This window comes from Nesterenkonia sp. AN1 (genome assembly GCF_000582475.1).
GTDB lineage: Bacteria > Actinomycetota > Actinomycetes > Actinomycetales > Micrococcaceae > Nesterenkonia > Nesterenkonia aurantiaca.
Window position 1 is genome coordinate 80,778 of the sequence record NZ_JEMO01000004.1, and the last position, 15,523, is coordinate 96,300.

At 67.9% G+C, this 15,523-nt stretch carries 12 protein-coding genes and 1 pseudogene; 5 read left to right on the forward strand and 8 right to left on the reverse strand.

What is annotated here, in order from left to right; all coding sequences use genetic code 11:
* Window positions 1-167 precede the first annotated feature (167 nt).
* Window positions 168-1,082 (forward strand): LuxR family transcriptional regulator, encoded by a 915-nt coding sequence (locus BG28_RS02705; RefSeq protein ID WP_200869283.1) that lies wholly within the window; start codon window positions 168-170, stop codon window positions 1,080-1,082.
* Here the strand turns inward: BG28_RS02705 and BG28_RS02710 are convergent.
* Window positions 1,079-2,197: a class II histone deacetylase gene (locus tag BG28_RS02710; protein WP_036473953.1), complete on the reverse strand. Its 1,119-nt coding sequence runs from the start codon at window positions 2,195-2,197 to the stop codon at window positions 1,079-1,081. The genes BG28_RS02705 and BG28_RS02710 overlap by 4 nt on opposite strands.
* A gap of 269 nt (window positions 2,198-2,466) precedes the next feature.
* Here BG28_RS02710 and BG28_RS02715 point away from each other — a divergent pair, with 269 nt between their 5' ends.
* From BG28_RS02715 to BG28_RS02725, 3 genes and pseudogenes are all read left to right on the forward strand, one after another.
* Window positions 2,467-2,823: an HNH endonuclease gene (locus BG28_RS02715; protein WP_036473955.1), complete on the forward strand. Its 357-nt coding sequence runs from the start codon at window positions 2,467-2,469 to the stop codon at window positions 2,821-2,823.
* Window positions 2,824-3,004: 181 nt separating this feature from the next.
* Window positions 3,005-5,106: pseudogene (locus BG28_RS02720) on the forward strand (RecQ family ATP-dependent DNA helicase).
* Window positions 5,107-5,244: 138 nt separating this feature from the next.
* The gene (locus BG28_RS02725; RefSeq protein WP_051500879.1) at window positions 5,245-6,900 is read left to right on the forward strand and encodes an FAD-dependent oxidoreductase; all 1,656 of its coding nucleotides are present in this window, start codon (window positions 5,245-5,247) and stop codon (window positions 6,898-6,900) included.
* Here BG28_RS02725 and BG28_RS14135 read toward each other — a convergent pair.
* The 6 genes from BG28_RS14135 to BG28_RS02750 are packed head-to-tail and all read right to left on the reverse strand — an operon-like array spanning window position 6,878 to window position 11,090.
* A complete protein-coding gene (locus BG28_RS14135; RefSeq protein WP_161634786.1) occupies window positions 6,878-7,408 on the reverse strand; it encodes a PfkB family carbohydrate kinase in 531 nt (176 codons plus the stop codon). The two genes, BG28_RS02725 and BG28_RS14135, sit on opposite strands and share 23 nt — an antisense overlap.
* Entirely contained in the window at window positions 7,321-7,794 is a 474-nt protein-coding gene (locus tag BG28_RS14140; protein ID WP_051500881.1) for a PfkB family carbohydrate kinase, read from the reverse strand. The genes BG28_RS14135 and BG28_RS14140 overlap by 88 nt, the downstream gene beginning before the upstream one ends.
* 58 nt (window positions 7,795-7,852) lie before the next feature.
* Window positions 7,853-8,131, reverse strand: a complete 279-nt coding sequence (locus tag BG28_RS02735) for a metal-sensitive transcriptional regulator (RefSeq protein ID WP_036473958.1) — start codon at window positions 8,129-8,131, stop codon at window positions 7,853-7,855.
* 33 nt (window positions 8,132-8,164) lie between these two features.
* Complete coding sequence (locus BG28_RS02740; protein WP_036473960.1) at window positions 8,165-9,007, reverse strand: sulfite exporter TauE/SafE family protein; 843 nt, start codon at window positions 9,005-9,007, stop codon at window positions 8,165-8,167.
* Window positions 9,004-9,642: a rhodanese-like domain-containing protein gene (locus tag BG28_RS02745; protein ID WP_133726422.1), complete on the reverse strand. Its 639-nt coding sequence runs from the start codon at window positions 9,640-9,642 to the stop codon at window positions 9,004-9,006. The genes BG28_RS02740 and BG28_RS02745 overlap by 4 nt, the downstream gene beginning before the upstream one ends.
* A 56-nt stretch (window positions 9,643-9,698) precedes the next feature.
* On the reverse strand, window positions 9,699-11,090 hold the full coding sequence (locus BG28_RS02750; protein WP_036473961.1) for a rhodanese-like domain-containing protein: 1,392 nt from the start codon (window positions 11,088-11,090) through the stop codon (window positions 9,699-9,701).
* A gap of 365 nt (window positions 11,091-11,455) precedes the next feature.
* On the opposite strand from BG28_RS02750, the gene BG28_RS02755 reads away from it, so the two are divergent.
* Entirely contained in the window at window positions 11,456-12,865 is a 1,410-nt protein-coding gene (locus BG28_RS02755) for an MFS transporter (RefSeq protein ID WP_084479362.1), read from the forward strand.
* 303 nt (window positions 12,866-13,168) lie between these two features.
* Here BG28_RS02755 and BG28_RS02760 read toward each other — a convergent pair whose 3' ends face one another.
* On the reverse strand, window positions 13,169-15,406 hold the full coding sequence (locus BG28_RS02760; protein WP_036473964.1) for a polyribonucleotide nucleotidyltransferase: 2,238 nt from the start codon (window positions 15,404-15,406) through the stop codon (window positions 13,169-13,171).
* Between the last annotated feature and the right edge of the window lie 117 nt (window positions 15,407-15,523).

Consider the following 15,523-nt stretch of genomic DNA (forward strand, 5'->3'; position numbering starts at 1 on the left):
GCGGCAGCTTAGCCGGAACGCTACCAGGCCTCACTGCCCCGTGGCTGGGTGTTGAGTTGCTTGGCAAGTCAACGGTGCGGACTTAGCCTCTACCTATGAGAGGTCTACCGAGTGATCCTCCGCAGAGACACGGACTGACACTGGCGCTTGGTCACCTGCAGCGTCACGTGCTGTTCGACTCCGCACTGGTGATCCATCAGCCCGCCAATGGCAGATCCCGAGTCGTCACGCGGCTCGGTTACAGCGATGGAACGGCGTGGGCCCTGCAGAATCTGTTCCCCTTGAACTACGAGATCGGTTTCACCGACCGCCTTGACCCGGTCGATCACCTACCTCCATCGATCAGTGACAGCGGGGCAGACCTGCGCGAAGAGTTCGTTCGGACAACTCTGTTCCGCCGCTACCTGAGCACTGAAGGCTATCGCGACGGAATGAGCCTGGAGCTCTTCGATGAGACCGGGTATCTGGGACTGGTCCACTTCTCCGCGCGGCAGCCCGATACGTTCCAACCCACACAGCGGGCCCTGGCACAGAGCCTGTCGGGTCTCCTCGCGCTCGGACTGCGGGCTGATGCTGCGCTTCATTCCACGACCGAAACCGTGCATCTGCGGTGGACTCCAGACGCACTTGGCGCAGCGGAGCGGGAGAGCGTCCCCCTGCTCAGGGACTCGGACTTCGTCCGGGTGGTGGCCGAGTTCATGGAGAGCTCACTGGACACCCTCCGCCATCTGTGGCGATTCGACGGCAGCTGGATTCATGTGACCTTGTCCCGGCTCGGAGCCTTCGACGACCTCGCGGTGAGCGTCCAGGAGTTGACTCGAGAGGATCTCTGGCAGCTCAGCCTGCAGGAGCTTCGCGTTCTCAGCGGCCTGGTCATCGGCCGGACCGACGCTGAGATAGCGATGGCACTCACGTTGAGTGAGCGCACCGTCAACTCTCATATGTCCAGCATCCGGCGGAAGATGGGCGTCGCGAGACGCGCGGAGGCCGCCGCGAGAGCCGCGACGGCCTCCATCTATCTTCCGGGTCCGCGCACCGCGCCGATGAAGGACCTCACCCGGATCTTCGGCGGCGCGCGCTAGTGGATGTCCGAGACCAGGACACTCGCCAGATCGATGGCCTCGCGCTCATGTTCGAGCAGCTTGTCACCGCCCATCGCGCCAAGGATCGGTGTATAGGCATCCTGGGTGCCGGTGCTCACCCCAGCCATCTCTTCAATTACCGCGAGTCCACAGAACGGGACGTAGATGGGGCTGTAGCCACCCTCCTGCAGGCAGACCAGTCTTCCTTGGGACACCTCCGCGGCGAGATCCACCAGCTTTCGCACCAGACTGCGAAATCCTTCGCTGCGCATCATCATGCGCGCCAATGGGTCCATGATGGAGGCGTCGAAACCGCTGGCGACGATGATGAGGTCCGGCTTATAGGCCCTGACGGCAGGCAGCACGACCGTGTCGAATGCGTATTCGTAGGCCCCGCTGCCTCCCCCGGGAGGCAGCGGGACATTCAGCGTGTACCCGAACCCCTCCCCGTGGCCTCGCTCCTCTCGAAAACCAGAGTCGGACGGGAAACAACGGTCCTGATGGACTGAGATGTTCAAGACTTCGGCGGTCCCACCAAAGATGTCCTGAGCTCCGTTGCCGTGGTGGACGTCCCAGTCCACGATGGCGACCCGCTTCAGCCCCAGCACATCGCGCGCGTAGGCCGCGGCGACGGCGCCGTTGTTGAAGGTGCAGAACCCCCTGCCGGTGCTGCGCTCCGCGTGATGCCCGGGGGGATTGATGAGAGCGTATGCGTTGCTGACCTGTCCCTCAACGACCGTACGGACGGCTTCGATGGCTCCACCGGCCGCCAACATGGCGATCCGATGTCCGCCATGTCCGAACGGGGACACCCCGTCTCCGGCGTCTCCGCCTTTAGGAAGAGCACTCTCTGCAAGGATTCGGTCATAGTGAGACTGGTCATGGACCCGCAGGATGTCCGCTTCTGCAGCCGGCGCAGCATCGATCTGCTTCAGGGAGTCGATGAGTCCCGACGCTGAGATCAGCTCATGCATCCGGCGTTTGGTATCTGGGTGTGCCACATGGTGCCCGATCGGCTGGGTCAGGGAGTCGGTGCTGGGCGGGAGCAGCCCTCCACTCCCGGTGTCGGTCCAGCCATAGAGCGTGTTCCATATGTACCCCGTGGTTGACGTCATGAGGTCGTTCCTCTCTTCTGGCCTGAGCGCCGGTGTTCGGCTGGTCTCAGCATCCGGCCGCGCTGCGGCGAAGGCATCGGCAGTTCTACTGATTTGAGTGAGCTCTTTCACAGGACACGGTGATGCTGGGCCTTCGAGGACTCAGCGCAATCAGGCCTCAGAGTGGGTGTCTTGGAACGCCGCTCGTCCGCCACGTGCGCCTGAGCGCGCAGCGATTTGTGGGTCATGGGGTCCCCAGCGTGCTGACCGCGCGATGCTAATCTCGGGCCATGCCGGTTCGTCACACTCGCCGCGCCCGCGCTGCGCGCCGGCGGAGCAGACGCGTCGCCGCCTCGGGCAGCGACCTGACTCAGGAGCAGTGGTTCCGCATCCTTGAGGCCTGGGCATGCTGTGCCTACTGCGGCACCGAGGGCGCTCCGCTCCAGAAGGACTGTGTCTCCCCCATCTCGCGGGGTGGCCGCTACACGCTGGAGAACGTCGTGCCGGCCTGCGCGTCCTGCAATGCGAGCAAGTCCAACGACGAGGTCACCTCCTGGATACGACGACGACGGCTCGACGAGCCGGCGTTCCTGCGACGGTGGGTCGAGATCACCCGCGCGCTGCGCGCGCAGGACGCGCCGAGCTGATCACGTCGCGTCCCCGAACCCATGTCATGGGGCGCTGAGGTCGGCGTGCTCGAAGGCTCGCGCCCGTGTCCCACCCCTGTGACAGAGTGGTCACGTGAGCATCTCCAGCACGAACACAGCCCGCCCTGACTCCTCCGCCGCCGAGCGTGATCCGGCCTTCTACACCGAGGCCCGCGAGCGCCTGGCCGCCCTCGCCGGAGCCGAGGTGGACTTCCGGGACGGCCAGTTCGAGGCGATCTCCGCGCTGGTCCAGGATCGACGCCGGGTGCTGGTGGTACAGAAGACCGGCTGGGGAAAGTCAGCGGTCTACTTCCTCGCCGCGCACCTGCTGCGCAGCCGCGGACGCGGGGTCAGCCTGATCGTCTCCCCGCTGATCGCGCTGATGCGTGACCAGATCGCCGCCGCCACTCGCGCCGGGGTGCGCGCCCAGGCGGTCAGCTCGGCGAACGCCCACGAGTGGGACTCCATCATGGAATCCCTGCGCAACGACGAGCTCGACGTGCTGCTGATCTCCCCAGAACGCCTGGCCAACCCGCGCTTCCGCGACGAGGTGCTCCCCGGGCTGCTGCAGCGCATGGGCATGCTCGTGGTCGATGAGGCGCACTGCATCTCCGACTGGGGTCACGACTTCCGGCCGGACTACCGGCGGATCGGGGAGATCGTGCGCAACCTCCCCGCCGAGGTCCCGGTGCTGGCCACCACCGCCACTGCGAACTCCCGGGTGGTCGATGACATCGCTGCCCAGCTCACCCCTGCGGGGGAAGCCTCGGGCGAAGCCGCCGCAGCTCAGGAGCCTGATCAGGAGGTCATGGTGCTGCGCGGCACGCTCAGCCGCGAATCCCTGCGCCTCGGCGTGCTCTCGCTGCCGGATTCCGAGCAGCGCATCGCCTGGCTGACCCAGCACCTGAAGGACCTCACCGGCAGCGGGATCGTCTACGCGCTGACCATCTCCCAGGCCACCGATCTCGCCGCGCACCTCAATGCCCACGGCTATCAGGTCGCGGCCTACACCGGGCAGACCGACCCGGATGAGCGCCAGCAGCTGGAGCAGGCGTTGAAGGACAACACCGTGAAGGCCCTGATCGCGACCAGCGCGCTGGGCATGGGATTCGACAAACCCGACCTCGGTTTCGTGGTCCACCTCGGCGCCCCCTCCTCCCCGGTCTCCTATTACCAGCAGATCGGCCGTGCCGGACGCGCCGTGGACAGCGCCGACGTGCTGCTGATGCCCGGCAAGGAGGACATCCGGATCTGGGAGTACTTCGCCCAGGCCTCGATGCCCACCCAGGAGCGCGCCGACGCCGTGCTCGGAGCCCTCTCCCCGGAGACCACGCTCTCGGTCGCCAAGCTCGAGGCCATGGTGGAGATCCGCCGCTCCCCGCTGGAGCTGCTGCTCAAGGTCTTAGAGGTCGACGGCAGCGTCCGCCGGGTCTCCGGCGGCTGGCTCTCCACCGGGCGCCCTGGACCTACGACGCCGAACGCTATGACACCATCCTGGCGATGCGCCGGGCCGAGCAGCAGCTCATGCTCGACTACGAGCGGCTCCCCGCCGGGGTCTGCCGGATGGTCTTCCTGGCCCATGCCCTCGACGACGAGGAGGCCCAGCCCTGCGGTCGCTGCGACACCTGCGCAGACACCTGGTTCCCGCACGACGTCTCCCAGTCCGCGCTGTCCGAGGCCAAGGACAGCCTGGACCGGGTCGGTCTGGAGATCGCCCCACGCAAGCAGTGGCCCACCGGGCTCAACGCCCTGGGCATCGGACTCAAGGGCAAGCTGCCGGCGGAGGCGCAGGCCCAGCCCGGACGGGCCCTCGCCCGGCTGAGCGACCTCGGCTGGGGCACCCCGGTGCGCGAGGCGCTCCAGGGCGCCGACGCCGAGGTCTCCGAGCAGCTGGTGCGCGGAGCGATCCGGGTCCTGGCTGAATGGGGCTGGGCGCGGCGACCCGACGTCGTCGTCTCGATGCCCTCACGGAGGCATCCGGTGCTGGTGGACTCCATCGCCCGGGCGCTGGCCCAGGTCGGACGGCTGCCCTACGCGGGGGCACTGGAGTGGGCCGAGGGTGGCCCCACGAGCACTCCGGACACCAACAGCGCCTTCCGGCTGGCCGGACTGCTGGGGAAGTTCGCGGTGCCCTCGGCGCTTGCCGAGCAGATCGACGGCGCCTCGGTGCTGCTGGTCGATGACGAGGTCGTCTCGCGCTGGACGCTCACCGTGGCCGCCCGGGAGCTGCGCGGCGCGGGGGGGGCCGAGGTGTTGCCCTTCGCACTGGGCATGCGTGGCTGATCCGGGCTGATCCGAGCCGCCTCCGCGTGCTGCTGCGCGGGCGGTGATCCTGGATACTCCCAGGTCCAGCCACCAGGATGAGGACCATTGCCGGAGGTCAGCTACCGGCCACCGGCAGCCCCTGAGGAAGGACCACCTGTGAACTCGCAGACCCCGCACACCGCCCACGAGCCCTCAAACACGCACCGCTCGGTCTGGCTGGACAGCTACTCCCCCGAGTCCATCCCGACCGACTCCTTCACCGAGGGTGCGCACTATGACACCGTCGTCGCCGGAGCCGGGCTGACCGGGTTGACCACGGCGGTGCTCCTGGCCCGAGCCGGGCACAAGGTCGCGGTGCTCGAGGCCCGGGCGGTCGGCGTCGTCGCCACCGGCAACACCACCGCGAAGCTCTCGCTGCTCCAGGGCACCACCCTCTCCGACATCCGCAAGCACCACTCGGCTGAGGTGCTCCAGGCCTATGTGGACGGCAACCATGAGGGTGTTTCCTGGTTGGTGCGCTACATGCAGGAACACGGGGTGCCGTATCAGCAGCGCACGGCCTACACCTATGCCACCACCGAATCCGGCCTCTCCGCCGTGGACGCGGAGTTCGCCGCCTGCCAAGAGGCTGGGCTGCCGGTGACCTGGACCGATCAGACCGATCTGCCGTTCGAGGTCAGCGGGGCCGTGGCCCTGGCAAAGCAGACCCAGTTCCACCCCATGGAGGTGCTGGCCGCTCTGGCCGCCGAGCTGCGCGAACGCGGCGGGGAACTCATCGATGGCGTGCGGGTGACCGGGGCAACCTCGAACGGACCTGACGGTGACTCAGCAGGCACAGGTGCCGCAGCAGGATCCCACTCGGGAACTCCGCGGGCCTCTGCCGAGGACGACACCGAGGGCTCCCCGCTGGACCCGGCGGTGGATGAGGCGCCGCTGACCATCGAGACCTCACAGGGACCGGTGACCGCGGGTCGACTGATGCTCGCCACCGGGGTCCCGGTGCTCGATCGCGGCGGCTACTTCGCCAAGCTCAAGCCCCACCGCTCCTACGCGATGACATACCGGGTGCCCGGGGCTCCGGTCAGCATCCCGAAGGGCATGTACCTCAGCGCCGACACCCCAGGCCGGACCCTGCGCACCGTCCCGGTCCATGGCGAGGAGCTGCTGCTGATCGGCGGCAACGACCACGGAGTCGGCCGGTCACCCTCAGAGCGCGCCGCCGTGGATGACCTCGAGGCCTGGACGCAGGAGCATTTCCCCGGCGCCCAGCGCACCCACGTCTGGTCCGCCCAGGACTACCGCACGGCGCAGTACATCCCGTTCTTCGGCACACTGCCCCGCGGCGGCGGTAAGATCTACCTGGCCACCGGATACAACAAGTGGGGCATGTCCAACGCGGTGGCCGCCGCCCTGGCCATCTCTGCGCAGATCCTCGGCGGGCATATGGCCTGGGCCGAGACGCTGAGCGCACGTGCGGTCACACCCTCCGATGTGTTCACCGGGATCAAGGACAACCTCGAGGTCGGCGGAACCCTGGTGGCCGGCTGGGTCGGCGCCGAGCTTCACGCCCTGCCCGAGGATCTCCCTGCCGAGGGCGAGGGCCAGGTGGGCCGCGATCACGGGAAACCGGTCGGGGTCTCCACCGTGGACGGTCAGACCTGCAAGGTCTCCGCCGTCTGCCCCCACCTGGGTGGGGTGCTGAAGTGGAACGACGCGGCCCTGTCCTGGGACTGCCCGCTGCACGGCTCGCGCTTCGCCGCCGACGGGGAGCTGCTGGAAGGACCTGCGGTCACGAATCTCTCGCGACGGTGAAGACCGAGGGTTCATCGACCTGGAAGTCCCGCGGGTAGGAGGCCTGGGCGCCCACGCGAGTGGTTGCCGAGGCAGCAAACCGGGCGGCGATGGCTGATGCCGTCTCCAGGCTGTCCCCGCAGGTGATCCGCCCGAGCAGGGCGCCGGTGAACGCGTCACCCGCGCCGCTGGTGTCGACTGCCTGGACCTCCACGCTGGGCACCTGGACCGTCGCGTGGCCGCAAGCGTGGATGCTCGCCCCGGCCGCCCCGCGGGTGACGATCAGGGTCTCCAGGCCCAGCGCGGCTGCGAGGTCCTCAGGCTGAGAACCAGGCTCCGCCGCGCCGGCACCGGCCAACAGCGCGGCGGCTTCACCCTCGTTGACGATCACCAGGTCCACATCGCGCAGATCCAGCGGCTGCCCCGGTGACGGGGACGCGTTCAGCGCGACCTTGACCCCCGCAGCGCGGCCCGCGCGGCGGTCTCCAGGACGGTGGCCAGCGGGACCTCCAGGCTGAGCAGGATCCACTCCGCCTTCTCCAGCAGGTGCTGCGGGCAGTCCTGCGCCCGGAGTTCCGCGTTCGCGCCGGGGACCACCACGATGGTGTTCTCCCCGTCGGTGCGCACGGCGATGAACGCCGTCCCCTGAGCCGCGCGGCCCGGGGTGACGGCGTCGACGTGCACCCCGACCTCGCGCAGCGAGCGCACCGCCTCGGCGCCGGCGGCGTCGGACCCGCAGCGCGCGATCAGATGCGCCCGGGCGCCGACCATCGCGGCGGCCACGGCCTGGTTCGCGCTCTTGCCGCCGGTGGCGGTCTCCGAGCCGGTGGCCAGCAGCGTCTCTCCAGGCTGCGGGAACTCCGGAAGCTGCGCGGTGATGTCCCGGTTCACCGACCCCATGACCAACAGCGTCATCTCTGTCCTCTCAGGGCCGCAGCCAGTTCGTGGAGAACGGGGGCGGCGGCCACGCTGCTCAGGAGAGCGAGAGGAAGAGCTTCTCGAGCTCCTCCACGGTCAGCCCGTCCTCGGTCTCTGCGGCACGCTCAGGGTCGGTGACGCAGAACTGCATCGCCGAGGAGACCACGCTGAACCCAGCCCGGTCCAGGGCGGTGGACACCGCCGCGAGCTGGGTGACCACATCGCGGCAGCTGCCGCCGTTCTCCACGGCGTTGATCACCGAGTCCAACTGACCGCGGGCCCGCTTCAGACGGTTCACGATCTTGCGCTGAGTCTCCGGATCGGCTTCTCTCATGGTTCTCTCCCTGCTCCTCGCACTGATTGGTCTCTATGATGCCAGCTGATCGCCGCGCCGGCGGTAGAACAAGGTCCCGAGCAGCGCCACGATGGCCACTGCTGCACCCACGCCGTAGGCGAGCGGCAGCTCCTGAAGGAACACCACCACGCCCATGGCCAGCACCAGATACCCGAAGGCCTTCTTCAGCGCCTTCTCCGGAACGTGCTTGCCGATCGCGGTCCCGATCAGTGCGCCGATCACGGTGATCACCGTGATGATCAGCACCGGACCCCAGTCGATGCTCACCGAGGTCAGATAACCGGCGAGTCCGGTGAAGGACTTCATCGAGATGATCAGCAGCGAGGTGCCCACCGCGGCGGGCATCGAGAGCCCACCCAGCAGCACCAGCGCCGGGACCACCAGGAAACCTCCCCCGGCGCCGACCATGCCAGTCACCAGCCCGACCACGAGTCCTTCGATGATGATCTTTCCCAGCGGCAGCTTCTTCCGCGGCGCCCCGGCCGGCTTGGCCCGGCGGTCCAGGATCATGGCCAGCGCGGTGGCGACCATCATGATGCCGAAGGCCACCATCAGCACGACGCCGGGCAGCCGGCTCCCCAGCAGTCCGCCGCCGAAGGCTCCCGCCATTGCGGCTCCGCCGAAGATGAATCCGGTGCGCCACTGGACGTTGCCCCGCTTGGCGTGAGCGACCACGCTGACCGCCGAAGTGACTCCGATGATGAACATCGAAGCGGCGATCGCTTCCTTCGGCGGCATCCCGGCCACATACGTCAGCAGCGGGACCGCCAGGATGGTGCCCCCGCCGCCGAGCAGGCCCAGCGATATGCCGATCCCGACGGCGAGGATCATCGCCAGGATGAGGCCGGTGCTCACCCCCGCGGCGCCTGGATCTGGGTGGAGCGTGGGATCCCCGCCAGGAACTTCTCGACGGTCGGGTCAGCTTCCACCTTGTTCCACGGCATCTTGTTCAGCGCCGCGGCCATCGCACAGGAATCGGTGAGCGCGGAGAAGGTCAGCCCGGCACCGATCGCGCCGGCCAGGTAGCCGACCTTCGGTGAGATCAGCTTCCCGCCCAGGAACCCGGTGAGCACCAGCGACCCTGCGACCATCCGGACCTGACGGTCCATGGCCCAGCGCTGCTGACCACGGTGCGTGTGCTGGCTGTGCTGTGCTTCCATAGCGACGACGCCGCCCTCGAGCACCCGTGCGGAGTCCACTCCTGCGGCGCGCAGGTGCTGCAGGGCCTGGTTGGCGCGGTTGCCGGTCTGGCAGATCAGCACCACCTCGCAGTTGAACTGCTCGGCCAGGGTCTCCTTGTTCTTCTGCAGCAGATCCAGCGGGACGTTGTGGGACCCGGGGACCCGCAGCGACTCATGCTCCGCGGGGGTGCGGACGTCGACGAGCAGCGGGGCGTCCTGTGAGCGGAGCTTCTCGGCAAGTTCGGTGGGGCTCATCGGGGATGCGGCCGCCGTCGTCGTCGGGGTGGTGGTCGTGGTGGTGTTAGCCATAGGGCTGGTGGTTCCTCTCGAGAAGTGTGCGTTTCTTGTCAGACCAGAACAGCTGGTCAGTGCGATGTGTTCCAGTCCGACCAGCCGGCGTAGCTGCCGACGAGTTCGCGAACGTCGTGGCCGGCCCGGCGCAGCGCGCTGGCTGCCACGGAGTTCCGGACACCGGACTGGCAGTATGTGACGATCGGGCCGCTGGCAGGCAGCTGATCCTGGTGCCACAGCACGCGTCCGGCGCTGAGCTGCTTGGAGCCGGGGACGTGGCCTGCGGAGTGCTCGGACTTGTTGCGCACATCCAGCAGCAGTGCCGGCTCGAAGTCTTCCAGCTCTGCGGGGGTGATGGTGGCGGGCTGGGTCTGCGGCAGGTCAGCGAGGCTGATCGTGTAGCCCTTGACCGCATCGATGCCGACTCGCATCAGGTGGTTGCGCATGTCCTCGGCCTGATCCTGATCCTCGGCCAGGAGGATCAGGGGCTGCTGCTCCTTCTCCGGGTCGTAGGCCCAGGCGCCGTAGCTGGCGAACTTGCCGCCGGCGGGGATGTTCAGTGCGGCGAGGACGGTGCCCTTCTTGACCTCGTCGTTGGTGCGGGTGTCCACGAAGATCGCACGGTCCTCTTCCAGTGCGCTGCGCACCTGGTCCGAGGTGAAGGCCTGCAGCGGGCTCAGCGGGCCGAGCACTGCGGGGCCTTCCTTGTTCTCGCGCTTCATCCGACCGAAGTAGGCGTGCGCGTCTGGCTGGCCGTCGAGGAGCTCATCGATGAAGCCCTGCTCGTCGTCGTTGCGCAGGTGCTTGCCCCACCAGGCGTTGGTGCGCTCGTAGCCGACCGTGGTGGCAGGCAGCGCGCCCAGCGCCTTGCCGCAGGCGCTGCCGGAGCCGTGGCCGGGGTAGACCAGCACGTGATCGGGCAGGGTGAGGAACTGTTCCTTCAGGCTGCGGAAGAGCTGCTTGGCCCCCTCGAAGCGGGTGTCCACTCCCCCGGCTGCCTCATCGAGCAGGTCGGGGCGGCCGAGATCTCCGGCGAAGACGAAGTCTCCCGAGATCATGTAGCCGGGATCGTTGCTGAAGGCGCCGTCGGTCACCAGGAACACCAGGTGTTCGGGGGTGTGACCGGGAGTGTGGCGGGCCTCGATGGTGATGTTGCCCAGGGTGATCTTGTCCCCGTGGTTCAGTCGGGTGGCGTCGAAGCCGTACTGCCAGTCCTCGCCGCCTTCGCCGGAGACGTAGGCTTCCGCGTCAGCCGCGGCTGCCAGCTCGCGGGTGCCGGAGAGGTAGTCGGCGTGAATGTGGGTCTCGGCCACGGCGGTGATGCGCATGCCGTGGCGCTCGGCGAGCTCGAAGTATTCGCTGTTGTCGCGGCGGGCGTCGATGACGATGGCCTCACCCTTGGACTGGCAGCCGATGAAGTAGCTGGCCTGGGCGAGGTCCTCGTCGTAGATCCGTTCGAGAAGCATGAGATCCCTTCCTGTGAAAGTCAATGGATACCCCGGGGGGTATGTTCCCACTCTGACACATACCCCCTGGGGTATACAAATCTGCGTGGGTCAACCCGATTTCTGGTCGGCCCCGGTGTGCCGTGTGTGCGCCGCATGTGCGGTCGTGTGCGCGGTCGCGTGTGATCTGAGAGACGAAGTTCACACGGAGGAAACATGAGCCGGTACGCTGGTGATCTGCCCTCCCCCGGGACCGCCGAAGCGGCGACCTGCGCGCGGACGCAGCAATCTTGTGTATCTACCTGATTCCAGCGACAGCCCTCGGGCACGTCGGCGGGGTCAAGGCGGCACTGAGCACGCCAGAGCCGACACCGGAGGATCCCCACATGCCCGCGAAGAAGCACGACGCCGAGCAGCCGCGCGCCGCCCAGACCGACGCCCAGCCTGAGAGCCCCTCCGCGGCGGGGTCGCCGGCCGCAGGGTATGCGGCAGCGGAGATCCCGGCGGCAGGGTCGCCGGCTCCCGCGACGGCCCGCGAGACTGCCTCCAGCTTCCCCGGCGCCGACCCGCAGCCGACGCTGCGCGGCGTCGTCGGTCCCGCCTACTTCCCGGTGGCCCTGCTCGCCCGCTTCCCCTACGCGATGATGGTGGTCGGGGTGCTCACCTTGGTGGTGGCCGCTCGGGACTCGATCAGCCTGGGCGGACTGACCTCAGCCATGGTGGGTCTGGGCACAGCGATCTTCGGCCCGCTGATCGGGGCCGCGGCAGACCGCTGGGGGCAGCGCCGGGTGCTGCTGATCGCCGGATCCGCCAGCAGCCTTTCGCTGCTCGCCATGGCCTGGGTGGTGTACAGCCCCCTCGGCACCTGGGCCGTGCTGATCTCGGCCTTCCTGGTGGGCGCCACCGCTCCGCAGGTCCCGCCGATGTCGCGCAGCCGCCTGGTAGGCGTGATCTTCCGCGAGCTGCCTCCGGCGCGCCAGCAGAAGACGATGAACTCGACCATGGCGTATGAGTCCGCGGCCGATGAGATCACCTTCGTGTTCGGCCCGGTCATCGTCGGTCTGCTCGCCGCGACCCTGGGTGGGGCGGCTCCGATGATCGGCGCCGCGATCCTGACCCTGTGCTTCCTGATCACCTTCGCGCTGCACCGCACGGCCGAGGCGGTGCCCAAGAACGCCGCCACCCACCAGGAACCCGCGCCGGTGAGGGCCCTGTTCGCGCCGCGGCTGCTTGTGCTGATGGCCGGGGCACTGGGCATCGGGCTGATCTTCGGTTCCACGCTGACCACGCTGACCTCCTTCATGGCCGACCTCGGCTACGCCGAACGCGCCGGACTGGTCTATGGCGCCATGGGCATCGGCTCGGCGGTCTTCGCCCTCGCCGCGGCCCTGTTCCCGGCCAGCTTCAGCCTTCAGGCGCGCTGGCTGAGCTTCGGCGGGGTGCTGCTGCTGGGCACCATCGGGCTGCAGTTCGCCTCCGCCCTGCCGGTTCTGCTGCTGGTGCTGCTGGTGATGGGGGTCGGCATCGGCCCGACCCTGGTCACCCAGTTCAGCCTGGTGGCCGAACGCAGTCCGCGCGGTCGCTCCACCACGGTGATGTCCCTGCTGACCACGGCGATCGTGATCGGACAGTCCTCCTCCTCGGCGATCACCGGGTACCTGGCTGAGAGCTTCGGCACCCAGACCGCGGCCCTGGTCCCGCTGGTCGCAGCGCTGCTGATCATTCTGGCCGCAGTGGGCAACGCGCTGGGCGTGAGCAACGCGCGGGACTACTCGGGAGACTACTCAGGCCACTGATCCTCGGCCGGGACAGCACCAGCGGGCGCGGGCAGCGGGCGCGGGCCGGGGTGTGCACCGCTGGAACCGAAGCTCGCTCATCCATTGGTCGATCCAGGGGATTCTGAGGCGCTTTCGAGGCCCGAAAGTCCCTTGAATCGACCACTCGATGCAACGGGCGGCTCCCACGGCGGGACCAAGCGGCAGGAGGCCCTCGGAAGAAGGCCCGGCGCACAAAAACGGCCGGCGAGGCCCCGAAAGGGAACCTCACCGGCCGTCCTGGTGGCTCAGCTTCTCAGCTGGAACCGATCAGCAGAAAACCGATCACGCGTCGTCGTTGCTGGACTCCGAGGAGCCATCACCTTCGACGACGGGGGCCAGGCTGAGCTTTCCGCGGTCATCGACCTTGGAGATCTCGACCTGGATGCGCTGGCCGACGCTGACAACGTCTTCGACGTCGTCCACGCGCTTGCCCTCGTTGAGCTTGCGCAGCTCGGAGATGTGCAGCAGGCCATCCTTGCCCGGGGTCAGCGAGATGAACGCGCCGAACGTGGTCAGCTTGACCACGGTGCCCAGGTACCGCTCGCCGATCTCAGGGACCTGCGGGTTGGCGATCGCGTTGACCGCGGCGCGGGCTGCCTCAGCAGCTTCGCCGTTGGTCGCGCCGATCAGCACGGTGCCGTCATCCTCGATCGAGATGTCGGTGCCGGTGTCCTCCTGGATCTGGTTGATCATCTTGCCCTTCGGGCCGATGACCTCGCCGATCTTGTCCACGGGGACCATCACCGAGATGATGCGCGGTGCGAACTCGGACATCTCATCCGGCGTGTCGATGGCAGCGGCCATGACGCTCAGGATGTGCAGGCGAGCCTCGCGGGCCTGCTTCAGCGCTGCGGAGAGCACCGAGGCCGGGATGCCGTCGAGCTTGGTGTCCAGCTGGATGGCTGTGACGAACTCGGAGGTGCCGGCGACCTTGAAGTCCATGTCGCCGAAAGCATCTTCGGCGCCGAGGATGTCGGTCAGGGCGGCGTAGCGGGTCTCACCGTCGACCTGGTCGGAGACCAGGCCCATGGCGATGCCTGCCACCGGAGCCTTCAACGGCACACCGGCGTTGAGCATGGACAGCGTCGAGGCGCAGACCGAACCCATCGAGGTGGAGCCGTTGGAGCCCAGGGCCTCAGAGACCTGGCGGATCGCGTAGGGGAACTCCTCGCGGGAGGGCAGCACCGGGGTGATGGCGCGCTCTGCGAGAGCACCATGTCCGATTTCGCGGCGCTTGGGCGAACCCACGCGGCCGGTCTCACCGACCGAGTACGGCGGGAAGTTGTAGTTGTGCATGTAGCGCTTGGTCTTCACCGGCGACAGCGAGTCGATGTTCTGCTCGAGCTTAAGCATGTTCAGCGTGGTGACACCCATGATCTGGGTCTCGCCGCGCTCGAAGATGGCCGAGCCGTGCACGCGGGGAAGGACCTCGACCTCGGCGGTGAGCTGGCGGATGTCCGTCAGACCGCGTCCGTCGATGCGGACCTGATCGCGCAGGATCCGCTGGCGGATGACCTGCTTGGTCACTGCGCCGAAGGCCTTGGCGACCTCGCCGCCGCGACCCTCGAACTGCTTGCCCTCGCCGGCGAGATCCTCGCGGACCTCGGCCTTGAGCTCGGAGTCCGCCGCGTCGCGCTCCTGCTTGTCGGCGATCTGGTAGACCTTGCTCAGACGCTCGGAGGCGGAGGACTCCACCGCTGCCAGCACGTCGTCCTCGTAGTCCACGAAGGTCGGGACGTCGATGGCAGGCTTGGCGGCGCGAGCTGCCAGGTCTGCCTGCGCGTCGCAGAGGACCTTGATGAACGGCTTTGCCGCTTCCAGACCCTCGGAGACGATGTCCTCGGTCGGGGCGGTGCGGCCCTGCTCCTTGATCAGCTTCCAGGAGTCATCGGTGGCTTCGGCCTCGACCATCAGCACGGCGATGTCGTCATTGACGACCCGACCGGCGACGACCATGTTGAACACGGCGTCCTTGAGCTGCGAGTGCTTCGGGAAGGCCACCCACTGGGCGCCGGATCCGTTGTCGATGAGCGCCACGCGCACTGCACCGATCGGGCCGGAGAACGGCAGACCGGAGAGCTGGGTGGACATCGAGGCGCCGTTGATGGCGACCACGTCGTAGAGGTCATCCGGGTTGATCGAGAGCACGGTCTCCACGACCTGGACCTCGTTGCGGATGCCCTTCTTGAACGCGGGGCGCAGCGGGCGGTCGATCAGGCGGCAGGCCAGGATCGCGTCGGTGGAGGGGCGACCCTCGCGACGGAAGAAGCTGCCGGGGATGCGACCTGCGGCGTACATGCGCTCTTCGACGTCGACCGTCAGCGGGAAGAAGTCGAAGCCCTCACGGGGGGACTTGCCCACCGTGGTGGCCGAGAGCAGCGTGGTGTCTTCGTCCATGGTGACCAGGACGGAACCGGCGGCCTGCTTGGCGAGGCGGCCGGTCTCGAAGGAAATCGTGCGTGTACCGAATGATCCGTTGTCGATCACGGCTTCGGTGTAGTGAATCTCGGGACCCTGCATTACAGGTGTCTCCTCTCAGTTGCGTGCATTACTGGCGAGCCAGTGAGAGGAAAGGATCTGCGTACATATGGTCGGTCATCGATCGAAGCCCACGGGCCTGGCACGTCTCGTGCCTCC